Genomic DNA, 19,137 nt, shown 5'->3' with positions numbered 1-19,137 from the left:
GCGGGTGCGCGTTCAGTCGCTTGTTCGCGGGTCAAACTGCCAGGTTCAGACGCCCCCCTCTTGCCTTGAAGCGCGGTCGCGGCTGGTCGTTGGCGGCATGTTTTTCGACCTCCTGCAGATTGGCCGCCACTGACTGCCGCTCCTGCTCAACCTTCTGGAGCGGCTCGCGAACCAACTCGGGCACCTTCAGGAACTCCACCACCCGCTCGGCCGCCGCCGCGGCTCGGAAGAGCTCCCGGGGATCGTCTCGGAGGATTTGGATCCAGGACTTCACGTAAGCCGCGTGCTGGGTTGGATCGTGGCCAATGCCCAGGCGTTCGCCCATCAGCATTGACGACACCTCCGCGACCAGTTCTTCCTTGGCGTAGTCGATGCTCCCAAAGGCCCCCTTCTGATCGCGGTTGAGGCGGGTGGGAAAGCCGGTCCAGTGGCCCAGTTCGTGCAACGCGGTGGCGTAGTAACCGCTGGCCGAGTGAAAGGTGTTGCGCTGGGGCAAATGGATGCTGTCCGTCATCGGCCGGTAGAACGCCTGGTTGCCCCCGTCGTGGTGGATCTCAGCCCCGCTGCCCTTGAGCACCGCTTCGCAGGCCTGATGGATATCGGGCTCTGCGCGCGGGGGTGGCAGGACCAACGCCGGCAACCCATCGATCTGCATCGCGTTGAACACCCGGGGGAAGAAGACCTTGGGGTGGGCCTTGGCGATGAGCTCTGGGTCCCCGCTCTTCTTTGCCTCTTCGACCGGGGACCAATCCCAGTATTCGATAACGCTGGCTTTCTCGCCTTTGCGAACCTGAGCGCCCACGGCCGCGGCTTGCTTGTAAGTCATCCACCGGTTGTCCTGGGTGTCCCAGGCGCTCTGAAGGGCCCACAGGTGGAGCAAGTTACCGCCCCGGTAGTTTTTGCCGGTAGTCGGGTTCATCGGCAACCCGAGGTCCACTCGGGCGTCCCACGGCTTGAGGAAGGGACCGGTGCCCTCCTCCATTTGCCGAATCAGGCGTTCGACGACGTCGCGGGATTGGCGCTGAAGGAAGCTTTCGTTGGGGGTGGCATCGGACACGGACAGGCTCTCCTGAAAGGCAAGGAAAGGCGCCTGTCGGCAACGCCAAGGGGGTTAGGCTGGAAACTTCAATCGTGAATGGTGACGGCGCGTCCCTGCTCCAACAAGTTCTCCAGCAACGCCAAGGCCCGGCCGATGGCCAAACCGGTGCCGGGGTCTGTGTCGCCCTCCTGGAGCTGCACCCGGATGCCCTCGGGGGTTCGGTGCACGGTGAAACGGAGGGAGGCCGCCAGGGCGTCCTGGCGGTCCATGCTGTCGTCTACAAAGGCATCGGAAGGGGTCATGGTGTCAGCATGCGACAGGATAAGGATTTGGCAAGCCCCCGCCACGACCTCACCTGCTGACAGGGCGCCTCTAGGGCTGGATGAGAAATGGGACCACTGCTTCCGCCTGCGGTTGACGGCATTGAGCCCCAGCCTCTCTACAAGCCAGCCAACCGCAAAACGGTTGTTGTGGAACTGGCTCACACAGGCGTTTCCAAATCTGCCATGTCCCGCAGCGGCTTGATGCCAGCAATCCGAATCTCGGCCACACGTGGCTTCTTGCCCCCATGGGAGATTTGGTAGATGCCGGCCTCGGGGAACTTCTCGCGAACGCGCTTCCAGAAGTCCTCCGCGTTGACAGGCTTCTTGCCCAGTTCTTCCAACACGTATTGGCGGTAGTCGGCGTAAATGGCCGTCTTGTCGGTGCAAACACCGCTGTCGTAGGAAGCGTCGCGGTCCGCCATGTAGGCCATGGTCGTGTCCGATTCCATTCGGTTTTGCTCGGCCAGCGCCAGCACGGCGTCGGGCAGCTTCTCGGAAAACCCGCCACGCTCCATGAGGCGCAGCGCTCCTTCCAGCACCCAGTCCAGCACCTGGGCCATTTCCTCCTCGCTTTCGGTGATCTGAAGGTGGAAGTCAGGCTCACGCTTCTTTCCATTTCCACCCTTCGCGTCGTCGTGGGTCTTCTCGCCCATCCGAACATTGAAGGGGATGGCCAGGACCTTTCGCCAGAACCCGTGCTCATGCCCGGAAACCGTGAACCAGGCGTTGACGCTGGCGAACAGGGTGCCGATCGGGAGCGTGGTGTATGCGTCTTTGCGCTTGGCCTCGACTTGGATCGGGTCACGGGAAATGAGCGCTTTCAGGACTTCCTGGATGGATGCGGCAAGGACCTTTGGCGTCTCCGTGACAATGTAGGCGCTCTTGCCCACCAGCGGGGCCATGGCGAAGGTTCCGTCCAACTTCTCCAGACGCAGCGACACGTTGCGGGGGTGAAGGGCGCGCAGGATGTGGAGGAACGTGGATTTGCCATTGCTGCCCGACCCAACCAGGAAGAAGGCCTTCTCAAAGCAGATCGACATCAACGAGCTGGCCACCGCCTCCTGAAGGAGTGCACGCACCTCCAGGTCGGGCTGAAAGAGATCCAGGTATTGACCGAACTTCGAGTTGGGATCCAGCGGCTTGGGAGTGTAGTAGCCATCGCCGTCAACCTGGTCCATCCGCAGCGTGGCAGGGACCTGGTAAGTGATTCCATGCTCCTTGGTGGCCGCCAGGACCCGAATGCGCGTCCTAGACGGCGTCTCGTCGTTTTGAAACAGGAGTGCTTGCCGCGGGCCCAAAGCCTGTCCATAGGTCGCAGAGAAAACGTCCTGATCAACGACCTCTTCCCCATCCGCCGCTGCGCGAGCGCAACGCGGCTCGTCAGGCTTGACGATCTCAAGGTAGCCCCCCTTGAGGGGAACGATGGCCCTGCGATCGGACTTCTTGGGCAACCAGCATTTCCGATCCCCCATCAGCTCAAGCACCGCTGTGTTGATGCAGCTGGTTGCATGACCTGCGTTCGCCTTGTCCTTGCGCTCCAATCGAAGCCAGGAAAGCGCCTTGGCTGCCATGTCCTTCTCCGAGCAACGGTCCCAGTAGCCCTGCTCAGGAAGCCAGCGGAAGAAGCTGCAGTCGTCGTCGCCATCCGGCAACTTGCCGCCGATCGCATACTCCTCCGTCGCTTTCAGGTGATCGGCAAAATCGGCCTCGAATGCTTGATCGCTCAAGGTTGCCTTAGGCGCTGGTGCTCCAAAAGCCGCCTTGGGGGCCGCACTCCCACGGAAGGAAAGGACGTTGCTGGGGCGCCCGTTGACACCCGAGGTTGGTGTTGTATCGTTCATGTGTGTGATGTCCATTTTCGAACCCCGGTTGGCGCCGGGGTTTTTTGTTGATTACGCGGCCTGCTGGACGCGACTCATCCATTCCACCAGCGCTTGACGCATGGCTTCCGATGAAGTCTTGCCCTGGGCATCAGCCGCCGCTTGAAGCCGCCGCTTGAACGCTCGACTCACCCGCGCCTTCAGCATTTCGTCTCGCGGTTGCGTCGCCTTCTTCGATGTGGGGGAGTTCGTCATTGCTCGTTTCCTGGTTGATGTGGTCCCGTTGTGGCCACAACCCCATCCAAACAGAGCTCACGAACTTGTCCAGACCGACTTCTTGACTAAAACCAATATCTGTTGCTTCAACAGCATTTTTTGCATAAACGAGAGGCAATTCACGCTTTTCAGCCAAGGTGTAACAGGTGCTTGTTACACCCCTTGTTACGGCTGAAACCCTGACCAGACAAGGGTTGTCACGGGTGTAACAGGTGTAACAAGTAGATCCATTGGTTTGAAAAAAGTGATTGGCCTTGACGCCAAAATCTCTGATGCAGCTGCAAGTAATACCTACCCACCCGTTACACCCGTTACACGCGCCTTCGACTCTGCAAAGCCATTGAATCCATTGGACAAACTGCCGTAACAAGCACTTGTGACGGGTGTAACGGGTGCTTGTTACGTCTCCGAGAAGATCACTCTTCGCCATCGGCGTCACTCGCGGATGACAAAGAAATTTCCGCACACCCGCACGCAGCTGCCGGTCGCTTCGCGCCGGCTTCTAAAATCTAAAAGCCCGTTTGGAAGTGAATAACTCCGCCTTCGGCGCGATAGCGATAGGCCCGGGTGGGCACCACCGGCGTTAACCGTCACTGGCACCCGGCAAGGGTTGAGCCCTGGGCGAACCGCACGGCAGCTTTGACTGGGACACTGCCCCTATCCGCAACCATTTGCTTGCTACAAATCGTCCCGCACGAGTTCGAAGGGGCAATCCTCGCGACACTCCGACGCAAACACCGGCACCAACAGGTGACGCTGAGCGATGATGTCTTTGCATTCCACGTGAACGGCTCCGATGGGGCGCTCCCAGACCAACTGATTGATCAACAGCTGGAGAGCGGTCATTGCAGCGCAGAGCGGATCCCTGTCGTTGGCCGACACCACCAGGTCCATCAACGCGTCCGGATCGTTGGATTGGCTCCAAAGAAGGGCATGGACACGGGCCAGAAGCAGCGTTCCAGCACCGCAGGTGAAATCGTTGAACAGCGGTTCCTGACACCCATCGCCCAAACCCCTGGGAAGAAACCTCATCGCGCCCCGAGCAAGGGCCCACGGGGTGAAGTCCTGGCAATCCCTTTTCTTCTGACCCGATCCCGCCAGCTCGTTGAACACCCACCCCAGGATGCACTCAAACGGCTCAGCGCTTTCGATGGCGGCGATGTAGGCGTCGGCCACCTCTGCCCCCCAATCCCCGTCTTCAAGATCCACGTCGCTGAGCAGGCCCACGTCCATCCAAGGCAAGACCGATACCCCCACCCCGTTCTTGCGCTTTTCCAGCTGCTTGTGAACGGCCGCCCTAAGACCGTATGCCACGAATTTGGACATGCGTTCGCGAGGCGAGAGGGCAGGAATACAGTTGACGGCCTTCACCAGCCGCTTGTAAGCCTGCGCCTTCTTTTGAAGTTCGCGTTCCTCCCATGCCTTCGCAACATTGACTGGGCCATCGCGACCCTCAATCCTGCCTTCCATATCGCTCATCCTCTGCAGGATATGGAGGGCTGCCTTGGTTTGGTTACTCATCGTTCGCACTCCCCTGGTTCGCAGTGGCCACCTGCGCCACCCGCTGGATGGCAAAGAACTTCCCGCGCAACACACCGCTTGCCTGCGCTTGCTGAAGGTGACCGGCGGCGCGCTTGCCGTAAGCCACCACCAACGATCCCGACGGCGCTGCCGTGCCGGTGGTTCCGTCTGGACGCACAAACCTCAGCCTCCCACGGGTGAACAGAATCGCCGTCGCGCTGGGGTGGGAAAGCACGCAGTCGTGCATCCATCCCGTCTCCATGCTGACCGGTACCAGGGCGATACCGCCGCCGGGGTGGTTGGCCAGCTTGCTCAACCACTTCTCAATCCCTTTTCCGTAAGGCGGATTCATCCACACGAATGCCTGCTTGGGCCACGGCGTAGCCAAGCCGTCCTGACTCGGCGGGATCATCCGGCGGGCCGTGGGCGCCGGCAGCCGCGACGGGTCTTCGGGCGTGCAAGGGTCGAGGTCAAAGCCGCGCTTGCCCCCGAGCGCCTTGACGATGGCAGGCGGGGTATACCAATCCACGCTCGTGTGGGCCTTGTCGCTTGCCTTGTAGCAAACGGAGGTGAGCCGGGTGGGTTTCTGTGCCAGAAGGCGCTTGGAGCGGGTTGCTGCGTTGAACGGCAGAACGTTGGACTTGGGCTGCATGAGGATTCTCCAGGCAATGCTCCGCCAGCACGGCTGCGTTGCCGCGTTGAAGGAATGGGTTTTGGGAGTTGGGCTTGAACTAGCCCGAGAGGCGCTACTGACGGCGGGTTACCACCAAGAGTCGTAGAACACGTTCCAACCCTCGTTGATCAGTGCGCGGGCCTGCGCAATGAAGTCCAGATCTTCTTCAGCTCGATCGGCATCCGATTCACCGAAGAAGAAGCCTTGGGTATAAGGCAAATCATCGTTCAGGACAGCCAGTTCCAACGCATCAAGATCGTCCAATCCAAGGAATACGGGAACTTGGTTGAAGTCGAAGGGATCAACCTGCCCCGTCCTAGCACTGTGCAACTTGCACATCCACCCGTGAAGGTTTGGATGCTTTCGCCAGTAGAAAAATAGTTCTTGAGTGCGATCTCGCACATCAGTGCGGGTCTTGACCGCATACATATCGAGGCCCATCGGCTTGCTCCATCGCCCCGACCACCGAGGCGTTGGAGTAATCATCCGAACTGAGAGCTTCCATCGATACGGATATTGGAGGCCTCCAATATCCGTTAGCGGCCGTTACATTCGCCCATTGCGCTTGTCGGGCATCTTTGGAGGCGTTGGCTGCAGGCGTTCGTCCAGCGCTTGTTCGATCACCCTAGCTCGCGAGGCGTCGAGCTGCTGCGCCAGGTCTCGCAGACGGCTGGCCTGGGCTTGGGCTGCGTTGTTGAATGCGTCCACCCACTGGCGCTTTACGTCAGGGTTCTGCCAAGGCTGGGCGAATGCCTCGGCCAGCGTGCAGACCCGAATCCCAAGCCCGATCTGCGCGCCCAATGCTTGGAGCCGGCGAATTAGCGCACCGGTGATCGGTTGGTCAGTCAGTGGCTCCAGGAAGAACTGCTTAGCCTTGGACCCTTTGGCCACCAGAAACGGCAGTTCTGCAGTTAGGAGGGTGTCGACCGCAACGCCCCGTTCGCTCAACGGCTTCCACAGGCCCTTAGCCTTGAGCTCGGCTGCCCAGGCCATCAACGGGACAAGGGTGGTCGAGCGCTTGCGAGTTCCCTTCACCGTGAACAGCGTCCCCGTTGGGGGGTGTTCCTTCAAGAGGTGTTGCAACTGGGCCGTGCTGATCGCCAACACCCCGGCGGCCTCATTGAAGCTCAGCTCCACGTCCACCGTGGGGCGCTGCTTCGCTAGGCGCAAATGGTCTGCAACCTTCTTCTCCATCTGGCCCACGCTTTCGGAGCCAGAGAGTTTGCCGAGAAAGCGATCGATGGCTCGGCGGTAAGCATCAGCGGCAGTGAGGGCCATTAGTTTCGCTCCCTCCCCTTACCACTGACCTTCGTAGGGCGTGCAGAGGTATTGCTGCTGCGCCGCCCGACCTTGCGTGCCGGCAGGGTGCGCAGCGCCTCCAGGTCGATTCCGTAATTTAGGACACCCAAAGCTGGCGTTCCTCCGGCACCGTTGAGCTTCTCACTCACCGTAAAGGGCCTGCTGTAAGTCGCGTGGTGTTCGTCGTCCAATTCGTGGCCGACGATTTGGGCTCGCATCTCAGAGGCCACACCGCTGCCCTGCATCTCCTGAATCACGGTCTTTCGGAGACTATGGAAACCACGCTTCGCTTTCGGCCACCCACCACTGTGCTTTTGGAGGTAGTAGCTGAACGCCTTCGATATCCAGTTCCCCGCACCATTCTTCGCCTTACTGTCAGCCTGCGGAAACAATCGCCAGTCCCCGCTCTCCCTTCGTTCGGCGACGTAGTCCAAGAAACCGAGCTTGATCAGGTCGGGATGCAACGGGACGACCCGATTGGAAACATCGGTCTTCAACCGCTGATCCTCCCCCTCATCGGTAAACCGTATGCACGGGATCCCCTCCTCCTCCTTGACGTCGAGGGTGAACAGCTGCCCCACCTCACCCGCCCGGGCTCCCGTATACAGGCCCAACAAAGCCGCCCAGCGCGCTCCCGTTGAAAGCTGCCTGAAGCTATCGGGTGCGAAGAGTTGATGGACCTGGTCCAAGGTAAAGGCCTGGAAGCCAAATTTTCTACGCTTGCGCTTCTCGGCCATCGAAACGCTGACGTGACCTGCGGCGACGTTGTCTCCCTTTAGCACATAGCCTGAAGCCATTGCCCAAGTGAAGAATCCTCTCTTTCCTGCGAGGTAGCTCTGGCGATTGTTGAGCGTAGAACGCGTTAAACCGCGCTTGGCCAAATGGTCGTAGAAGCGGGCCATCTCAGGCCGCGTGATGGTGTGCAGCTCGCGCTCGGCGCCCAAGAACTCGATCAGCTCTGTCACGGGAAGCAGTTTGATGCCGACCGTTTTGACCTCAATGTCCTCGGCGGCGACTTTGTCCTGCCAGATTCGCTTCGCATCGATCAGGCTGATCGTCTCAGCTGGCAGGGGCTGCGCCGCCACTGATTCCAACAGTTTGGGCCCAGCTGCCGCCGGAACTGCCCCCGCATCACGGAAGTGGAACTTGCCGATTTCTTCCAGCGCCTCCATTGCTCGAGCATGGTCGGCCGCATCCGTGGTCCGAAGACGGAAGCCCGGCAAGTCAATTTCATAACGCCGGGAGCCGTTCTCCGCGACGCTGCGCAGAACATCCTCAACCGTGAGTCCCTTCTTGGTCATGCACCCATCCCTGATGGCATCGAATGCTTGAGCATAACGCTGTGCGATGGCCAAGGCAGCCACCCTTGCGCTATGCAGGTGGATGCCTAGGGGATGCTTGACGAAGGGTTTGCCGAGGATGCCGCGCATGTCCGTCGGAACGCGCATGCGAAACTGGTAACGACCAGTGGAAGAGCGAGTGAGATAGCTTGGTAATCGCATCGGAGTTGTGCCCCGATTTGTGCCCCAAGCCGCCCTTCAAGACCCTAAAAAATGTTGTTTAAAAACAAACACTTACTAAGGATTGGCGGAGAGAGTGGGATTCGAACCCACGGAAGGTTTAACCCTTCGCCGGTTTTCAAGACCGGTGCCTTAAACCGCTCGGCCATCTCTCCGTATCGGCCCGGCCTGCTGGCCGGGCGCGTATTCTCGCACGGCCGGGCGATTTGCCCAAGACCGGCGTGGCGCCGGGCATCACCCAGCGCTCCCACAGCAGGCCTCAGCCCGCGTCCACCGCCAACGCACCCAGTGCACTGGCCTTGATCCGCTCCTTGGCCTTTTCACAGGCACCACCGCAGTCCAGGCGCGAGGCCTCCAGCTGCGACGGCAGGTGCTCGGCCAGGAAATCGATGAATACCCGCACCGCCGGCAGCAGGCCGCGACGCGAGGCGAACACGGCGTGGCACACGCCCTGTGGCAGCGACCAGTCCGGCAGCACCACTTCCAGCTCGCCATTGCGCACCGCATCGGCGCACACGGTTTCCGGCAGCATGGTGATGCCGAAGCCGTCCTTCACCATGCTCTGCAGCAGCGGGAAGTCGAAGCCGGCCACGCGCGGCTGCAGGTCAACCCGGCGCACTTCGCCTTCCGGGCCATGCAGCTCCCAGCGCTGGCGCGCTTCGTCTTCGCTGATGCTGAGGGTGACGTGCTGGGTCAGCTCTTCCGGGTCCTTCGGGCGACCGGCACGGTCCAGGTACTTCGGGCTGGCCACCAGCAGTTCCTGCACCTGGCCGAAGCTGCGCATCACCAGGCTGCCGTCGTCGTCCAGGCGCGAACGCACGCGCAGCGCGACGTCGTAGCCTTCATTGATGATGTCCACGCGGCGGTTGCTGATGTTCAGCTGCAGGCGCACCTTCGGGTACTGCTCCAGGAACCTGGGCAGCAGCTTGGGCAGCTGCATCTGCGCCAGCGACACCGGCACGCTGGCGCGCACCACGCCGCGCGGTTCCGCGCTGAGGCGGTCCACCACTTCGCGTGCGGCCTGCGCCTCGGCCAGCATGGTCTGCGCGTGGCGGTGCACGCTGGTGCCGACGTCGGTGACCGCGAAACGGCGCGTAGAGCGCTGCAGCAAGCGCACGCCCAGGTCGGTTTCCAGCTGGCTGATGCGGCGGCTCAGGCGCGACTTGGGGATGCCCAGTGCGCGCTCGGCGGCGGCGAATCCGCCGTGGTCGACCACCATCGCGAAGTAGTACAGATCATTCAGGTCATGCATGCCCGAGTTCCATATCTAGAACAATACGTGGCATTCAATCACCTTTATCCCGCCTTTGCAACAACCTATCGTTCTCTCCGTCGGCGGGGCCACCCCGCCCCTTCCTCCCAGAACATAGGTGACTGCCATGAAGCTTCTGCATCTCGACGCCAGCGTGCTTGGCGACAACTCCGTGTCCCGCCAGCTGTCGGCCGCCGTGGTCGCCCGCTTCACCGGCCAGATCGATGGCCTGCAGGTCGATTATCGCGATCTTGACGCCAATCCGGTACCGCATCTGCGCAGCAGTTCGTTGGCCAAGACCGATGCCGCCGAGGCGACCGATGCTGAACAGGTGATGCAGCAGTTCCTGGACGCCGACATCGTGGTGATCGGCGCGCCGATGTACAACTTCAGCATTCCGTCCACGCTGAAGGCCTGGATCGACCGCGTGGCCGTGGCCGGCCGCACCTTCAAGTACACCGAGAACGGCCCGGTCGGCCTGGCCGGTGGCAAGCGGGTGATCATCGCCAGCAGCCGTGGCGGTATCTACACCGACTCGCCGGCCGACTTCCAGGAGCCGTTCCTGCGCCAGGTGTTCGCCTTCATGGGCATCAACGAGGTCGAGTTCGTGCGTGCCGAAGGCATCGCCTACTCGCCGCAGCACCGTGAAGACGCCATTGCCGGCGCGCTGGCCACCCTGCCGTCGCACGAAGTTGCCGAAGCCGTCGCGGCATAACGCGTTCCAGCGTTCGGCGCCCCTCTCCCCTCGTCTGGGCGCTGAACGCGGGCCGGGATCCCCTCCCCCATCCCGGCCCACCCCGGCGGCCCCGCACTGCGGGGCCGTTTTCTTGGGCAACGCGCTAGGCTGGGGGCATGAACTACATCGTGACGGCTGCGCACCGCAGCGAATTTCCGCACCCGATCACCCTGCGCCGTGGCCAGGCACTGGTGGTGGGCGAACGCTATGAAGGCCCGGAGGGCTGGGACGACTGGTTCCTGTGCGAGGCCGAGGGGCAGCAGCCCGGTTTCGTGCCGGCGCCGGTGATCGGCCGCGATGCGCAGGGTGGCGCTTTTGCCACGGAGGACTACTGCGCGCGGGAACTGGATGTGGATCCCGGGCAGGTGCTGCGCGGGGAACGCACGCTCAATGGCTGGGCGTGGTGCGTACCGGAAACGGGCGAACCCGGATGGGTGCCGTTGGAGAAGGTGCGCGTCATGGAGTGATCGCGGTAGATCATTGACGCAGGGCGTGGATGCAACCCGCATCGTAGATCCACGCCATGCGTGGATTCGGTGCCATGCAAGCATGGCACCCACCAGAGCCACGGCAATGCCATGCAAGCATGGTATCCACCAGAGCCGCAGCGGTGCCATGCACGCATGGCACCCGCCCGATCAGGGAGTCAGGCGATGGTTTCCAGGCCGCCCATGTACGGGCGCAGCGCTTCCGGCACGGTGATGCTGCCGTCGGCGTTCTGGTAGTTCTCCATCACCGCGATCATCGCGCGGCCAACGGCCACGCCCGAGCCATTCAGCGTGTGCGCCAGCTCCGGCTTGCCGGTGGCCGGGTTGCGCCAGCGGGCCTGCATGCGGCGGGCCTGGAAGTCGCCACAGTTCGAGCACGAGGAGATCTCGCGGTAGGTCTCCTGCGACGGCAGCCAGACTTCCAGGTCGTAGGTCTTGATCGCCGAAAAGCCCATGTCGCCAGTGCACAGCAGCACCTTGCGGTACGGCAGGCCCAGCTTTTCCAGCACCACTTCGGCGCAGCGGGTCATGCGCTGGTGCTCGGCGTCGCTGTCTTCCGGGCGGCTGATCGAGACCAGCTCGACCTTCTCGAACTGGTGCTGGCGGATCATGCCGCGCACGTCGCGGCCACCGCTGCCGGCCTCGGCACGGAAGCACATCGAATGCGCGGTCATGCGCAGCGGCAGGCGCTCGGCGTCGACAATCTCGTCGCGCACGATGTTGGTCAACGGCACTTCCGAGGTCGGAATCAGGTAACGCGTGGAATCACCCACGGCGGTCTTGAACAGGTCGTCCTCGAACTTCGGCAGCTGGCTGGTGCCGCGCAGCGAATCGGCGTTGACCAGCAGCGGCACGTTGGTCTCTTCATAGCCGTGCTCGCCGGTATGCAGGTCGACCATGAACTGGGCCAGCGCACGGTGCAGGCGCGCGATCGGGCCGCGCAGCACGGTGAAGCGCGAGCCGGACAGCTTGGCGGCGGTCTCGCCGTCCAGCCAGCCGTTGCGGGCGCCGAGCTCGACGTGATCCAGCACCTTGAAATCGAACTGGCGCGGGGTGCCCCAGCGCGCCTGCTCGACGTTGTCGTTCTCGTCGGCCCCGGCCGGCACGTCATCGGCCGGAATATTCGGGATGCCCATCGAGATCGCTTCGATCTTCTCGCGCAGCTCGTCCAGGGCCACTTCCGAGGCCTTCAGTTCGTCGGCGAACGCGGCGACCTCGGCCATGATGGCCGAGACGTCCTCGCCCTTGGCCTTGGCCTGGCCGATGGCCTTGGAACGGCTGTTGCGCAGGCTCTGCAGCTCCTGGGTACGCACCTGGATACGCTTGCGATCGGCCTCCAGGGACTCCAGGGCAGACACGTCGAGCTCGAAGCCGCGGCTGGTGCGCAGGCGTTCGGCGAGGTCGGCGGGCTGGTGGCGGAGCAGGGCTGGATCAAGCATGGCAGGTGTCGTGGTGGGTATCAGGGACGGGATTATCGCTTGTTATACGGATTTCTGCCGCCCGGTTCATTCCCGCCGTGGCAGAATCGGGCTATTCCGTACTGGTCCGGTCCATGTCTGCACCCCGCTCGTCGTCCGCCAAGTCGTTCACTGTGCATATCCCGCGCAACGCCCTGAAGATCGCCGGTATCGCGTTCGGTGTGGGCATCCTGCTGTTCGTGCTGGTCTGGCTGACCGGGCGCGACAAGGAATTCTTCCGCGCCGACCCGGCCGCACAGACCCCGCAGGAAACGGCCCAGGTGGAGCCATTGCCGGAGCCGCTGGCCGCGGCCGCGGGCTCCAGCGACATGCCCGATGCCAAACCGGCCCCGGTGGAGGAAGAAGCCCCGAAGCTGGTCGAAACCGCCCCGCCGCCGCCCGCCCCGGTGGCGGAAGCGGCCCCGGCTGCACCGGGCCCTGCGCCGGCGGCCACCGGCAACAGCCAGCCGATGCCGATTGCCGGCCAGTCGCCGCCGCCTGCCTATCCTGCCGCCGCCCTGCGTGCCGGTGAGACGGGCAGCGTGGTGGTGCGCGTGGATGTGGATGCCACCGGCTACCCGAACAACGCCACGGTGATCCAGCGCAGCGGCTCACGCGAGCTCGACCGTGCCGCCACCGATGCAGTACGCCGCTGGCGCTTTACCCCGGCGCAGAGCAACGGCCAGGCCGTGCCCGGCAGCATTGAAGTGCCGTTCGACTTCAAGACGCAGTAACTGAACGCTTGCCGGCAGGCAAACTGAACCTTGCCGGTTGCGTTGACGCAACGCTGACACTCCTTGTCCATGGCTCGGGCAACACTGCCCACGTCGTCCATTGACGGAAGGAGTTTGCGATGACTGCCACCACCCACGAAGACCTCCATTCGCCGCAGCTGCAGCAGGATTCCAGCGTGCAGCACAGGCCCACATCACCGTGGATGTGGATCGCGCTGATCGTGGCGATGTTCGCGGCCGCCCTGCTGTGGCTGCGTCACTCGAACCAGGAAGATGTGGCGCCGGCACCGGTTGGCGAGCGCATGCTGCCGGCCCCTGAGCAGGCCGCGGTTGCCGATGCTGCGGCGCCTGCCGTGCGCCAAGCCGCACCGGCTTCCAGCCAGCGCAAGGCCGCGCCGGTGGTGCGCAATCGTGAAGCGCGCCCGCTGGCCAGCAACCGCATGCCGACCTACCCGGCCGCTGCACTTCGTAGTGGCGTGCAGGGCAGCGTGATCGCCAGCCTGAATGTCGATACCCGCGGCAATGTCGCCAATGCTGCGATTGTTTCGCGCAGTGGCGAGCGCAGCCGCGACCTGGATCGTGCGGTGCTCAACACCGTGCAGAACTGGAAGTTCCAGCCTGCGGTGCATGACGGCCGCGCAGTAGCAAGCGTGGTGCGGGTTCCGGTGGATTTCCGCACCGAGCAGCGTTGATCGCGGACGAGGGGTTCGTGATGTTTCGACGGAGGCTTCGGCCTCCGTCTTTTTATATGGAAAGGCGTGCCAACCAAGGTTGGCACCTACCGGTTGATGAAATCGTGCCAACCAAGGTTGGCACCTACCGGGTTGTGTCGTCCGCCGGACGTGGCCGCTCAGGCCAGGTTGAACCCGGCGCTGCGTGCCAGGCCGTCGAAGTCCGGGAAGGATGTGGCGACGTTGGCGATGTCGTTGATGCGCACTTCGCCATCGCTGATCTGGCCGGCGATGGCGAACGCCATGGCAATGCGGTGGTCGCCGTGGCTTTCGATGGTGCCGCTGCCCAGGCGCACACCACCATGCAGGGTGGCGCCATCTTCGGTTTCGTCCACCTGCATGCCCAGCGCGCGCAGGCCGGTGGCCATCGCAGCCAGACGATCGGATTCCTTGACCCGCAGTTCGGCGGCGCCGCTGACCACCGTCTCGCCCTCGGCGGCGGCAGCGGCCACGAACAGCGCCGGGAACTCATCGATCATGTCCGGCACCAGCGCTTCCGGAATGCGCGCGCCCTTCAGCGGCGCGTAGCGCACCAGCAGATCAGCCACCGGTTCACCGCCCTGCTCGGCCGGGTTCTCTTCGGTGATGTCTGCGCCCATCAGGCGCAGCGCATGCAGCAGGCCGGTGCGGCGCGGGTTCAGGCCGACCTGCTTCAGGCGCAGCTCGGAGCCGGGAATGATGCTGGCCGCCACCAGGTAGAACGCAGCCGAGGAGAAGTCGGCCGGGACCACGATGTCGGTGGCACGCAGGCGCTGGCCGCCACGCAGGCGCGCCTTGCCCGGCGAGAATTCGATGTCCACGCCAAACGCGGACAGCATGCGCTCGGTGTAGTCGCGGGTCGGGTGCGGTTCGGTCACCTGGGTTTCGCCCTGCGCATACAGGCCGGCCAGCAGTACGGCCGACTTGATCTGTGCGCTGGCCACCGGCGAGGCGAAGTCGATGCCGTGCAGCGTCTGGCCGCCATGCACGTGCAGCGGCGGCGTGCCATCGCTCTCGGTATCGATCTTCGCACCCATCTGCGCCAACGGGCCGGTGACGCGGCGCATCGGGCGGCCGGACAGCGATTCATCGCCGATCAGCGTGCAATCGAACGCCTGCCCGGCCAGCAGGCCCGCCAGCAGGCGCATGCCGGTACCGGCGTTGCCGCAGTCCAACGGCGCGTCCGGTGCTTTCAGGCCATCGATGCCGACACCGTGCACGATGCGCTGCGACGGGCTGGGCGTTTCGATGCGCACGCCCAGCTGACTGAAGATGCGCGCGGTGGCGCGGGTGTCTTCGCCTTCCAGGAAGCCGTCGATATGCGAGGTGCCATCGGCCAGCGCGGCGAACATCACCGAGCGGTGCGAGACCGACTTGTCGCCGGGAATGGTCAGGCTGCCCTGCAGCGGCTGGCCCTTGCGGGCAATCCAGTGTTGCGCGTTGCTCATCGTTCGATCATTCCGTAAACGCCGACAGCGCCGGCGATGCATCAGGGGGCAGCGGCCGCAGCCGCCACAGCAGCACTCAGGGCACGGCCACCGGATAGGAACCCAGCACCTTGATCTGCGCCGAGTGCGCTTCCAGTTCGGCCAGCGCGGCCTGCATCGGCGCGTCGTCGATATGGCCGGCCAGGTCGATGAAGAAGCCGTATTCCCACTTGCCGTGGTGCGACGGGCGCGACTCGATGCGGTTCATGCTGATGCCGTGGCGGGCAAACGGGCTGAGCACGTCGAACAGCGCACCGGGCTTGTCATGGATGAACACCAGCACCGAGGTGCGGTCATGGCCGGAGGTCGGGAAGATGTTGCGGCCCACCACCAGGAAGCGGGTGGTGTTGTCGGCGTCGTTCTGGATCGGCTTGGTGACCACCTTCTTCAGGCCGTACACATGGCCGGCGCTCTCGCCACCGATGGCCGCTGCATCGTCGGCGTTACGCGCACGGCGCGCGCCTTCGGCATTGCTCGACACCGGAATCTTCTCGGCCTTCGGCAGGTTGGCGCGCAGCCAGGCCGAGGTCTGCATGAACGACTGCGGGTGTGCGTAGATGCGCTCGATGTCCTCGATGCGGCCGCTGCGCGACATCAGGTACTGCTGCACGCGCAGTTCCACTTCGCCGCAGATCTTCAGGTTGGAGGTCAGGAACATGTCCAGGGTGATCTGGATGGTGCCCTGCCCCGAATTCTCCACCGGCACCACGCCGAAATCGGCGTTGCCCGCTTCCACTTCCTGGAACACTTCTTCGATGCTGGCCATCGGCAGGCCCAGCGCCGAGCGGCCGAAGTGCTTGAGCACGGCCTGCTGGCTGAAGGTGCCTTCCGGGCCGAGGTAACCGATCTTCAGCGGCTCCTGCTGAGCCAGGCAGGCCGACATGATCTCGCGATAGACATGCACCAGCAGCTCGTCGCTGAGCGGGCCTTCGTTGCGGTCCACCACCATGCGCAGCACCTGCGCTTCGCGCTCGGGGCGGTAGTAGTCGACGGCGGCGGCGAGCTTCCCCTTGGCCTTGCCCACCTGATGGGCGAAGCGCGCGCGCTCGGCGATCAGGTTCTGGATGTCACGGTCGATCTGGTCGATCTTCGAGCGCACATCGGCCAACGCCAGCGGCGCCAGGGTCGGTGCCGGGTTCGACGCGGCCTTGGCCTTGCCCTTCGCCCTGGCGGGCGCGCTGTCCTTGGCCGGTTCTGCCTTCTTCGGCGCCTTCTTGCTGGATTTGCTGCTTGCCATCGGAGTTCCTTGTTGCGGGGCACGCACCCGACGGTGCGCGCCGTTCATTGCTCAACCGTGACGCTGCTGGAAATCGGCCATGAAGGCGACCAGCGCCTCGGCCCCGGCCAGCGGCATGGCGTTGTACAGCGAGGCGCGGATGCCCCCGACCACCTTGTGCCCCTTCAGCGCCAGCAGGCCGGCGGCCTTGGCTTCGGCCACGAAGCGGGCATCGAGGTCGGCATCGGGCAGGAAGAACGGGATGTTCATCCGCGAACGCGCCGCATGCGCGACTTCGTTGCGATAGAAGCCACCGGAGCCGTCGATGGCGCCGTACACCAGGGCGGCCTTGGCGGCGTTGCGCTTGGCGAACTCGGCCACGCCACCTTCGGCCAGCATCCACTTGAACACCAGCCCGGCCAGGTACCAGTTCCAGGTCGGCGGGGTATTGAGCATCGAATCGCGGGCGACGTGCGAGCGGTAATCGAAGATGTCCGCGCGCGGCTGGCCACTGCGTTCAAGCAGGTCACGGCGGATGATCATTACCGCGATGCCGACCGGGCCGAGGTTCTTCTGCGCGCCGGCGTAGATCACGCCGTAGCGGCGCACGTCCAGCGGCTCGCTGGCGATGGAGGAACTGAAGTCGGCGATCAACGGGACATTGCCGGTGTCGGGCACATCACGGAACTCGACGCCGTGGATGGTCTCGTTGGCGGTGATGTGCACGTAGGCGGCCTCAGGCGAGAGCTGCCAGTCGGCACGCGGCGGCAGCGTGCGGTAGCCATCGGCCTCGCTGCTGGCGGCAATGTTGACGTCGACGTAGACACCGGCCTGCTTGACCGCGGTCTTGCCCCAGTGGCCGCTGACCACGTAGTCGGCGCGCTGGCCGGGGGCGGCGAAGTTGAGCGGGATCAGCGCCTGCTGGGTGGTGGCGCCACCGGGCAGGAACAGCACCGCATAGTCGTCGGGGATGTCGAGCAGGCGCCGCAGGTCGGCCTCGGCCTCGGCCGCCACGGACATGAACTCCGCGCCGCGATGGCTCATTTCCACGATCGAGGCGCCGGACCCGTGCCAGTCCAGCATTTCCGCCTGCGCCTGGCGCAGGACCGATTCCGGCAAGGTTGCAGGGCCGGCACTGAAGTTGAACGCGCGCGTCATGTCACACCTGTGGGGCAAGACCCCTAGTATGCCGCAGTGCACCAGCCTTGCGGCCTAGTGCGGCAAGGGAAATTTGGTTTCATTGGAATCCATTCGCCGCCAGCATGGTGCCGGTAGCCGCCGACCTTGGTCGGCGTACGCCGTCAGGCGTCAAGCCCGCCGAAGAAGCGTGCCGACCAAGGTCGGCACCCACCAGAGCGGCCCCCGAGGGTTCAGGTCAGCGCGCGCCGAACCAGAGCAGCAGGCTGAGCAGCGCGGCCAGCAGCAGTGCGCTCGCCAGCAGCCACGGCCAGCGCCGCACCTTGCGCGGTGCAGCCGGCAGCACCGACGCCTGCTCGGCATCCTGGCTCGACTCGTCCTCGACCGGCAGCGGTCGCCGACGCGGATCATGCGGTACTTCCAGCACGAAACGGTGCTGGCCATCGAACACCACCTGGTCGCCGGCCTGCAGCCAGCAGTGGCGCACGGCCACGCCGTTGACCCGGGTACCGTCGGCACTGCCCAGGTCGCGAAGCAGTACGCGCTCGCCGTGCACTTCTACGCGGGCGTGCTGCTCGGCGAACGCCGGGTCATCGATGGCGATGTCGGCCTCGCTGCCGCGGCCAATCAGGCGGGCCCGCGACAGATTGAAGCCGCGCCCATGATGGAGGCCACCGACACCGCGCAGCAGGCGCTGCTGTTCGTCGCTGACCTCTTCGTTTTTCGGCGCCGGCGCCTGCAACAGGCTTTCGACCTCACCCTGCAGCACCATCTCCACGCCATCCACATACACTGCGTCGCCTGCACGCAGCAGGGCCATCCGGCGCACCGGCCGGCCGTTCACGTGGATGCCGCGGATACCGTTGCCGACCTGCAGCCAGAGGCCGCGGTCGTCCATGCAGAACTGCGCCAGCAGCAGGGCGCCGTTGCCGGCGTCGCCGAGCCGCACGCTGCCGTTGGCCTGGCGCACGATGCGCTGCACCCCGGGCCGCAGGGGCTGGTCGGGCTGTTGTTGCTGACTGAAGTGAACAAGCAGGTTCTGCACGCGGCGCAGCCTAGCAGGTTGGCCGCCAACGAAGAAGAACCTGCGATGAGTGCTTGGCGCGAAGGCCCTCGATGCGCACAATGCTCGCCCTCATTGATCATCCCCGCCCTGCGCCAGGAGCCTGCATGTCCACCATCGATGTCCGCCACGCCCACGCCCTGCCCGACGCACAGGCGCGCGCGGCAATCGAACAGGTTGCCGCCAAGCTGTCCGAGCGCTTCGGCCTGAAGTCCTCGTGGACCGCCGATGTGCTGAACTTCTCCGGCAGCGGCGTGGACGGTGCGATCGAACTGCAGCCGGGCGCCGTGCGCGTGACCGCCAAGCTGGGCTTCCTGCTGTCGGCGATGAAGGGCATGGTCGAAGGCGAGATCCAGCGCGTGCTGAAGGAAAAGCTGGGCTGAATC

Annotated in this window: 20 protein-coding genes and 1 tRNA gene; 5 read left to right on the top strand and 16 right to left on the bottom strand. The window is 64.1% G+C overall.

Annotation, left to right across the window (positions count from 1 at the left end):
• Positions 1-31 precede the first annotated feature (31 nt).
• The 11 genes from N5C18_RS18855 to N5C18_RS18805 all read right to left on the bottom strand — a co-directional run bounded on the left by N5C18_RS18855 (position 32) and on the right by N5C18_RS18805 (position 9,723).
• Complete coding sequence (locus tag N5C18_RS18855) at positions 32-1,057, bottom strand: zincin-like metallopeptidase domain-containing protein (protein WP_279945408.1); 1,026 nt, start codon at positions 1,055-1,057, stop codon at positions 32-34.
• Between the two features lie 68 nt (positions 1,058-1,125).
• Positions 1,126-1,524, bottom strand: coding sequence for a hypothetical protein (locus tag N5C18_RS18850; RefSeq protein WP_071227510.1), 399 nt, complete (start codon positions 1,522-1,524; stop codon positions 1,126-1,128).
• Entirely contained in the window at positions 1,521-3,203 is a 1,683-nt protein-coding gene (locus N5C18_RS18845) for a DUF5906 domain-containing protein (protein ID WP_143048154.1), read from the bottom strand. Before N5C18_RS18845 ends, N5C18_RS18850 begins: the two co-directional genes overlap by 4 nt.
• A 130-nt stretch (positions 3,204-3,333) precedes the next feature.
• The gene (locus tag N5C18_RS18840) at positions 3,334-3,594 is read right to left on the bottom strand and encodes a hypothetical protein (RefSeq protein ID WP_143048153.1); all 261 of its coding nucleotides are present in this window, start codon (positions 3,592-3,594) and stop codon (positions 3,334-3,336) included.
• A 542-nt stretch (positions 3,595-4,136) separates the two neighbouring features.
• Positions 4,137-4,979 (bottom strand): hypothetical protein, encoded by an 843-nt coding sequence (locus N5C18_RS18835; RefSeq protein ID WP_049430779.1) that lies wholly within the window; start codon positions 4,977-4,979, stop codon positions 4,137-4,139.
• Positions 4,972-5,631, bottom strand: a complete 660-nt coding sequence (locus N5C18_RS18830; RefSeq protein WP_049430782.1) for a DNA N-6-adenine-methyltransferase — start codon at positions 5,629-5,631, stop codon at positions 4,972-4,974. The genes N5C18_RS18835 and N5C18_RS18830 overlap by 8 nt, the downstream gene beginning before the upstream one ends.
• Positions 5,632-5,739: 108 nt before the next feature.
• Positions 5,740-6,093, bottom strand: a complete 354-nt coding sequence (locus N5C18_RS18825) for a hypothetical protein (RefSeq protein WP_049430786.1) — start codon at positions 6,091-6,093, stop codon at positions 5,740-5,742.
• A 105-nt stretch (positions 6,094-6,198) separates the two neighbouring features.
• On the bottom strand, positions 6,199-6,930 hold the full coding sequence (locus tag N5C18_RS18820) for a hypothetical protein (RefSeq protein WP_049430787.1): 732 nt from the start codon (positions 6,928-6,930) through the stop codon (positions 6,199-6,201).
• Complete coding sequence (locus N5C18_RS18815) at positions 6,930-8,453, bottom strand: site-specific integrase (protein ID WP_081352233.1); 1,524 nt, start codon at positions 8,451-8,453, stop codon at positions 6,930-6,932. Before N5C18_RS18815 ends, N5C18_RS18820 begins: the two co-directional genes overlap by 1 nt.
• A gap of 83 nt (positions 8,454-8,536) precedes the next feature.
• Positions 8,537-8,626 (bottom strand) — tRNA-Ser (locus N5C18_RS18810).
• Positions 8,627-8,730: 104 nt separating this feature from the next.
• A complete protein-coding gene (locus N5C18_RS18805) occupies positions 8,731-9,723 on the bottom strand; it encodes a LysR family transcriptional regulator (RefSeq protein ID WP_279945407.1) in 993 nt (330 codons plus the stop codon).
• A gap of 127 nt (positions 9,724-9,850) precedes the next feature.
• Between N5C18_RS18805 and N5C18_RS18800 the strand changes: the two genes are divergently transcribed.
• Together N5C18_RS18800 and N5C18_RS18795 are read left to right on the top strand one after the other, a co-directional pair.
• A complete protein-coding gene (locus N5C18_RS18800) occupies positions 9,851-10,438 on the top strand; it encodes an NAD(P)H-dependent oxidoreductase (RefSeq protein WP_053450174.1) in 588 nt (195 codons plus the stop codon).
• 137 nt (positions 10,439-10,575) lie between these two features.
• Positions 10,576-10,926 (top strand): ligand-binding protein SH3, encoded by a 351-nt coding sequence (locus N5C18_RS18795; RefSeq protein ID WP_279945406.1) that lies wholly within the window; start codon positions 10,576-10,578, stop codon positions 10,924-10,926.
• Between the two features lie 179 nt (positions 10,927-11,105).
• Here N5C18_RS18795 and serS read toward each other — a convergent pair whose 3' ends face one another.
• Positions 11,106-12,386 (bottom strand): serine--tRNA ligase, encoded by a 1,281-nt coding sequence (serS, locus tag N5C18_RS18790; RefSeq protein ID WP_271261860.1) that lies wholly within the window; start codon positions 12,384-12,386, stop codon positions 11,106-11,108.
• Positions 12,387-12,499: 113 nt separating this feature from the next.
• Between serS and N5C18_RS18785 the strand changes: the two genes are divergently transcribed.
• Positions 12,500-13,138 (top strand): energy transducer TonB, encoded by a 639-nt coding sequence (locus N5C18_RS18785; RefSeq protein ID WP_040009559.1) that lies wholly within the window; start codon positions 12,500-12,502, stop codon positions 13,136-13,138.
• Positions 13,139-13,257: 119 nt separating this feature from the next.
• Positions 13,258-13,830, top strand: coding sequence for an energy transducer TonB (locus N5C18_RS18780; protein WP_053510340.1), 573 nt, complete (start codon positions 13,258-13,260; stop codon positions 13,828-13,830).
• A 158-nt stretch (positions 13,831-13,988) separates the two neighbouring features.
• Here N5C18_RS18780 and aroA read toward each other — a convergent pair whose 3' ends face one another.
• The 4 genes from aroA to N5C18_RS18760 all read right to left on the bottom strand — a co-directional run bounded on the left by aroA (position 13,989) and on the right by N5C18_RS18760 (position 18,733).
• Entirely contained in the window at positions 13,989-15,296 is a 1,308-nt protein-coding gene (gene aroA / locus N5C18_RS18775; protein WP_279945404.1) for a 3-phosphoshikimate 1-carboxyvinyltransferase, read from the bottom strand.
• Between the two features lie 76 nt (positions 15,297-15,372).
• Complete coding sequence (pheA, locus tag N5C18_RS18770; RefSeq protein ID WP_180880129.1) at positions 15,373-16,572, bottom strand: prephenate dehydratase; 1,200 nt, start codon at positions 16,570-16,572, stop codon at positions 15,373-15,375.
• Between the two features lie 51 nt (positions 16,573-16,623).
• Positions 16,624-17,709: a 3-phosphoserine/phosphohydroxythreonine transaminase gene (serC, locus tag N5C18_RS18765; protein ID WP_053511548.1), complete on the bottom strand. Its 1,086-nt coding sequence runs from the start codon at positions 17,707-17,709 to the stop codon at positions 16,624-16,626.
• 217 nt (positions 17,710-17,926) lie between these two features.
• Positions 17,927-18,733 (bottom strand): FHA domain-containing protein, encoded by an 807-nt coding sequence (locus tag N5C18_RS18760; protein ID WP_053511549.1) that lies wholly within the window; start codon positions 18,731-18,733, stop codon positions 17,927-17,929.
• 125 nt (positions 18,734-18,858) lie between these two features.
• Here N5C18_RS18760 and N5C18_RS18755 point away from each other — a divergent pair, with 125 nt between their 5' ends.
• Entirely contained in the window at positions 18,859-19,134 is a 276-nt protein-coding gene (locus N5C18_RS18755) for a polyhydroxyalkanoic acid system family protein (RefSeq protein ID WP_005417302.1), read from the top strand.
• The last annotated feature ends 3 nt before the right edge of the window (positions 19,135-19,137 follow it).

Origin of the sequence: Stenotrophomonas sp. GD03930, assembly GCF_029839665.1 — a bacterium.
Classification (GTDB): Bacteria; Pseudomonadota; Gammaproteobacteria; order Xanthomonadales; family Xanthomonadaceae; genus Stenotrophomonas; species Stenotrophomonas forensis.
This window is presented reverse-complemented; position numbering and strand designations above follow the sequence as displayed.

What these genes read in the sequence shown, in the direction of transcription:
- N5C18_RS18820 (WP_049430787.1), bottom strand. Translation starts at nt 6,930, where the DNA reads ATGGCCCTCACTGCCGCTGATGCTTACCGCCGAGCCATCGATCGCTTT.
- N5C18_RS18825 (WP_049430786.1), bottom strand. Translation starts at nt 6,093, where the DNA reads ATGGGCCTCGATATGTATGCGGTCAAGACCCGCACTGATGTGCGAGAT.
- N5C18_RS18785 (WP_040009559.1), top strand. Translation starts at nt 12,500, where the DNA reads ATGTCTGCACCCCGCTCGTCGTCCGCCAAGTCGTTCACTGTGCATATC.
- pheA (WP_180880129.1), bottom strand. Translation starts at nt 16,572, where the DNA reads ATGGCAAGCAGCAAATCCAGCAAGAAGGCGCCGAAGAAGGCAGAACCG.
- N5C18_RS18780 (WP_053510340.1), top strand. Translation starts at nt 13,258, where the DNA reads ATGACTGCCACCACCCACGAAGACCTCCATTCGCCGCAGCTGCAGCAG.
- serC (WP_053511548.1), bottom strand. Translation starts at nt 17,709, where the DNA reads ATGACGCGCGCGTTCAACTTCAGTGCCGGCCCTGCAACCTTGCCGGAA.
- serS (WP_271261860.1), bottom strand. Translation starts at nt 12,386, where the DNA reads ATGCTTGATCCAGCCCTGCTCCGCCACCAGCCCGCCGACCTCGCCGAA.
- N5C18_RS18815 (WP_081352233.1), bottom strand. Translation starts at nt 8,453, where the DNA reads ATGCGATTACCAAGCTATCTCACTCGCTCTTCCACTGGTCGTTACCAG.
- N5C18_RS18845 (WP_143048154.1), bottom strand. Translation starts at nt 3,203, where the DNA reads ATGAACGATACAACACCAACCTCGGGTGTCAACGGGCGCCCCAGCAAC.
- N5C18_RS18835 (WP_049430779.1), bottom strand. Translation starts at nt 4,979, where the DNA reads ATGAGTAACCAAACCAAGGCAGCCCTCCATATCCTGCAGAGGATGAGC.
- aroA (WP_279945404.1), bottom strand. Translation starts at nt 15,296, where the DNA reads ATGAGCAACGCGCAACACTGGATTGCCCGCAAGGGCCAGCCGCTGCAG.
- N5C18_RS18755 (WP_005417302.1), top strand. Translation starts at nt 18,859, where the DNA reads ATGTCCACCATCGATGTCCGCCACGCCCACGCCCTGCCCGACGCACAG.
- N5C18_RS18830 (WP_049430782.1), bottom strand. Translation starts at nt 5,631, where the DNA reads ATGCAGCCCAAGTCCAACGTTCTGCCGTTCAACGCAGCAACCCGCTCC.
- N5C18_RS18795 (WP_279945406.1), top strand. Translation starts at nt 10,576, where the DNA reads ATGAACTACATCGTGACGGCTGCGCACCGCAGCGAATTTCCGCACCCG.
- N5C18_RS18800 (WP_053450174.1), top strand. Translation starts at nt 9,851, where the DNA reads ATGAAGCTTCTGCATCTCGACGCCAGCGTGCTTGGCGACAACTCCGTG.
- N5C18_RS18805 (WP_279945407.1), bottom strand. Translation starts at nt 9,723, where the DNA reads ATGCATGACCTGAATGATCTGTACTACTTCGCGATGGTGGTCGACCAC.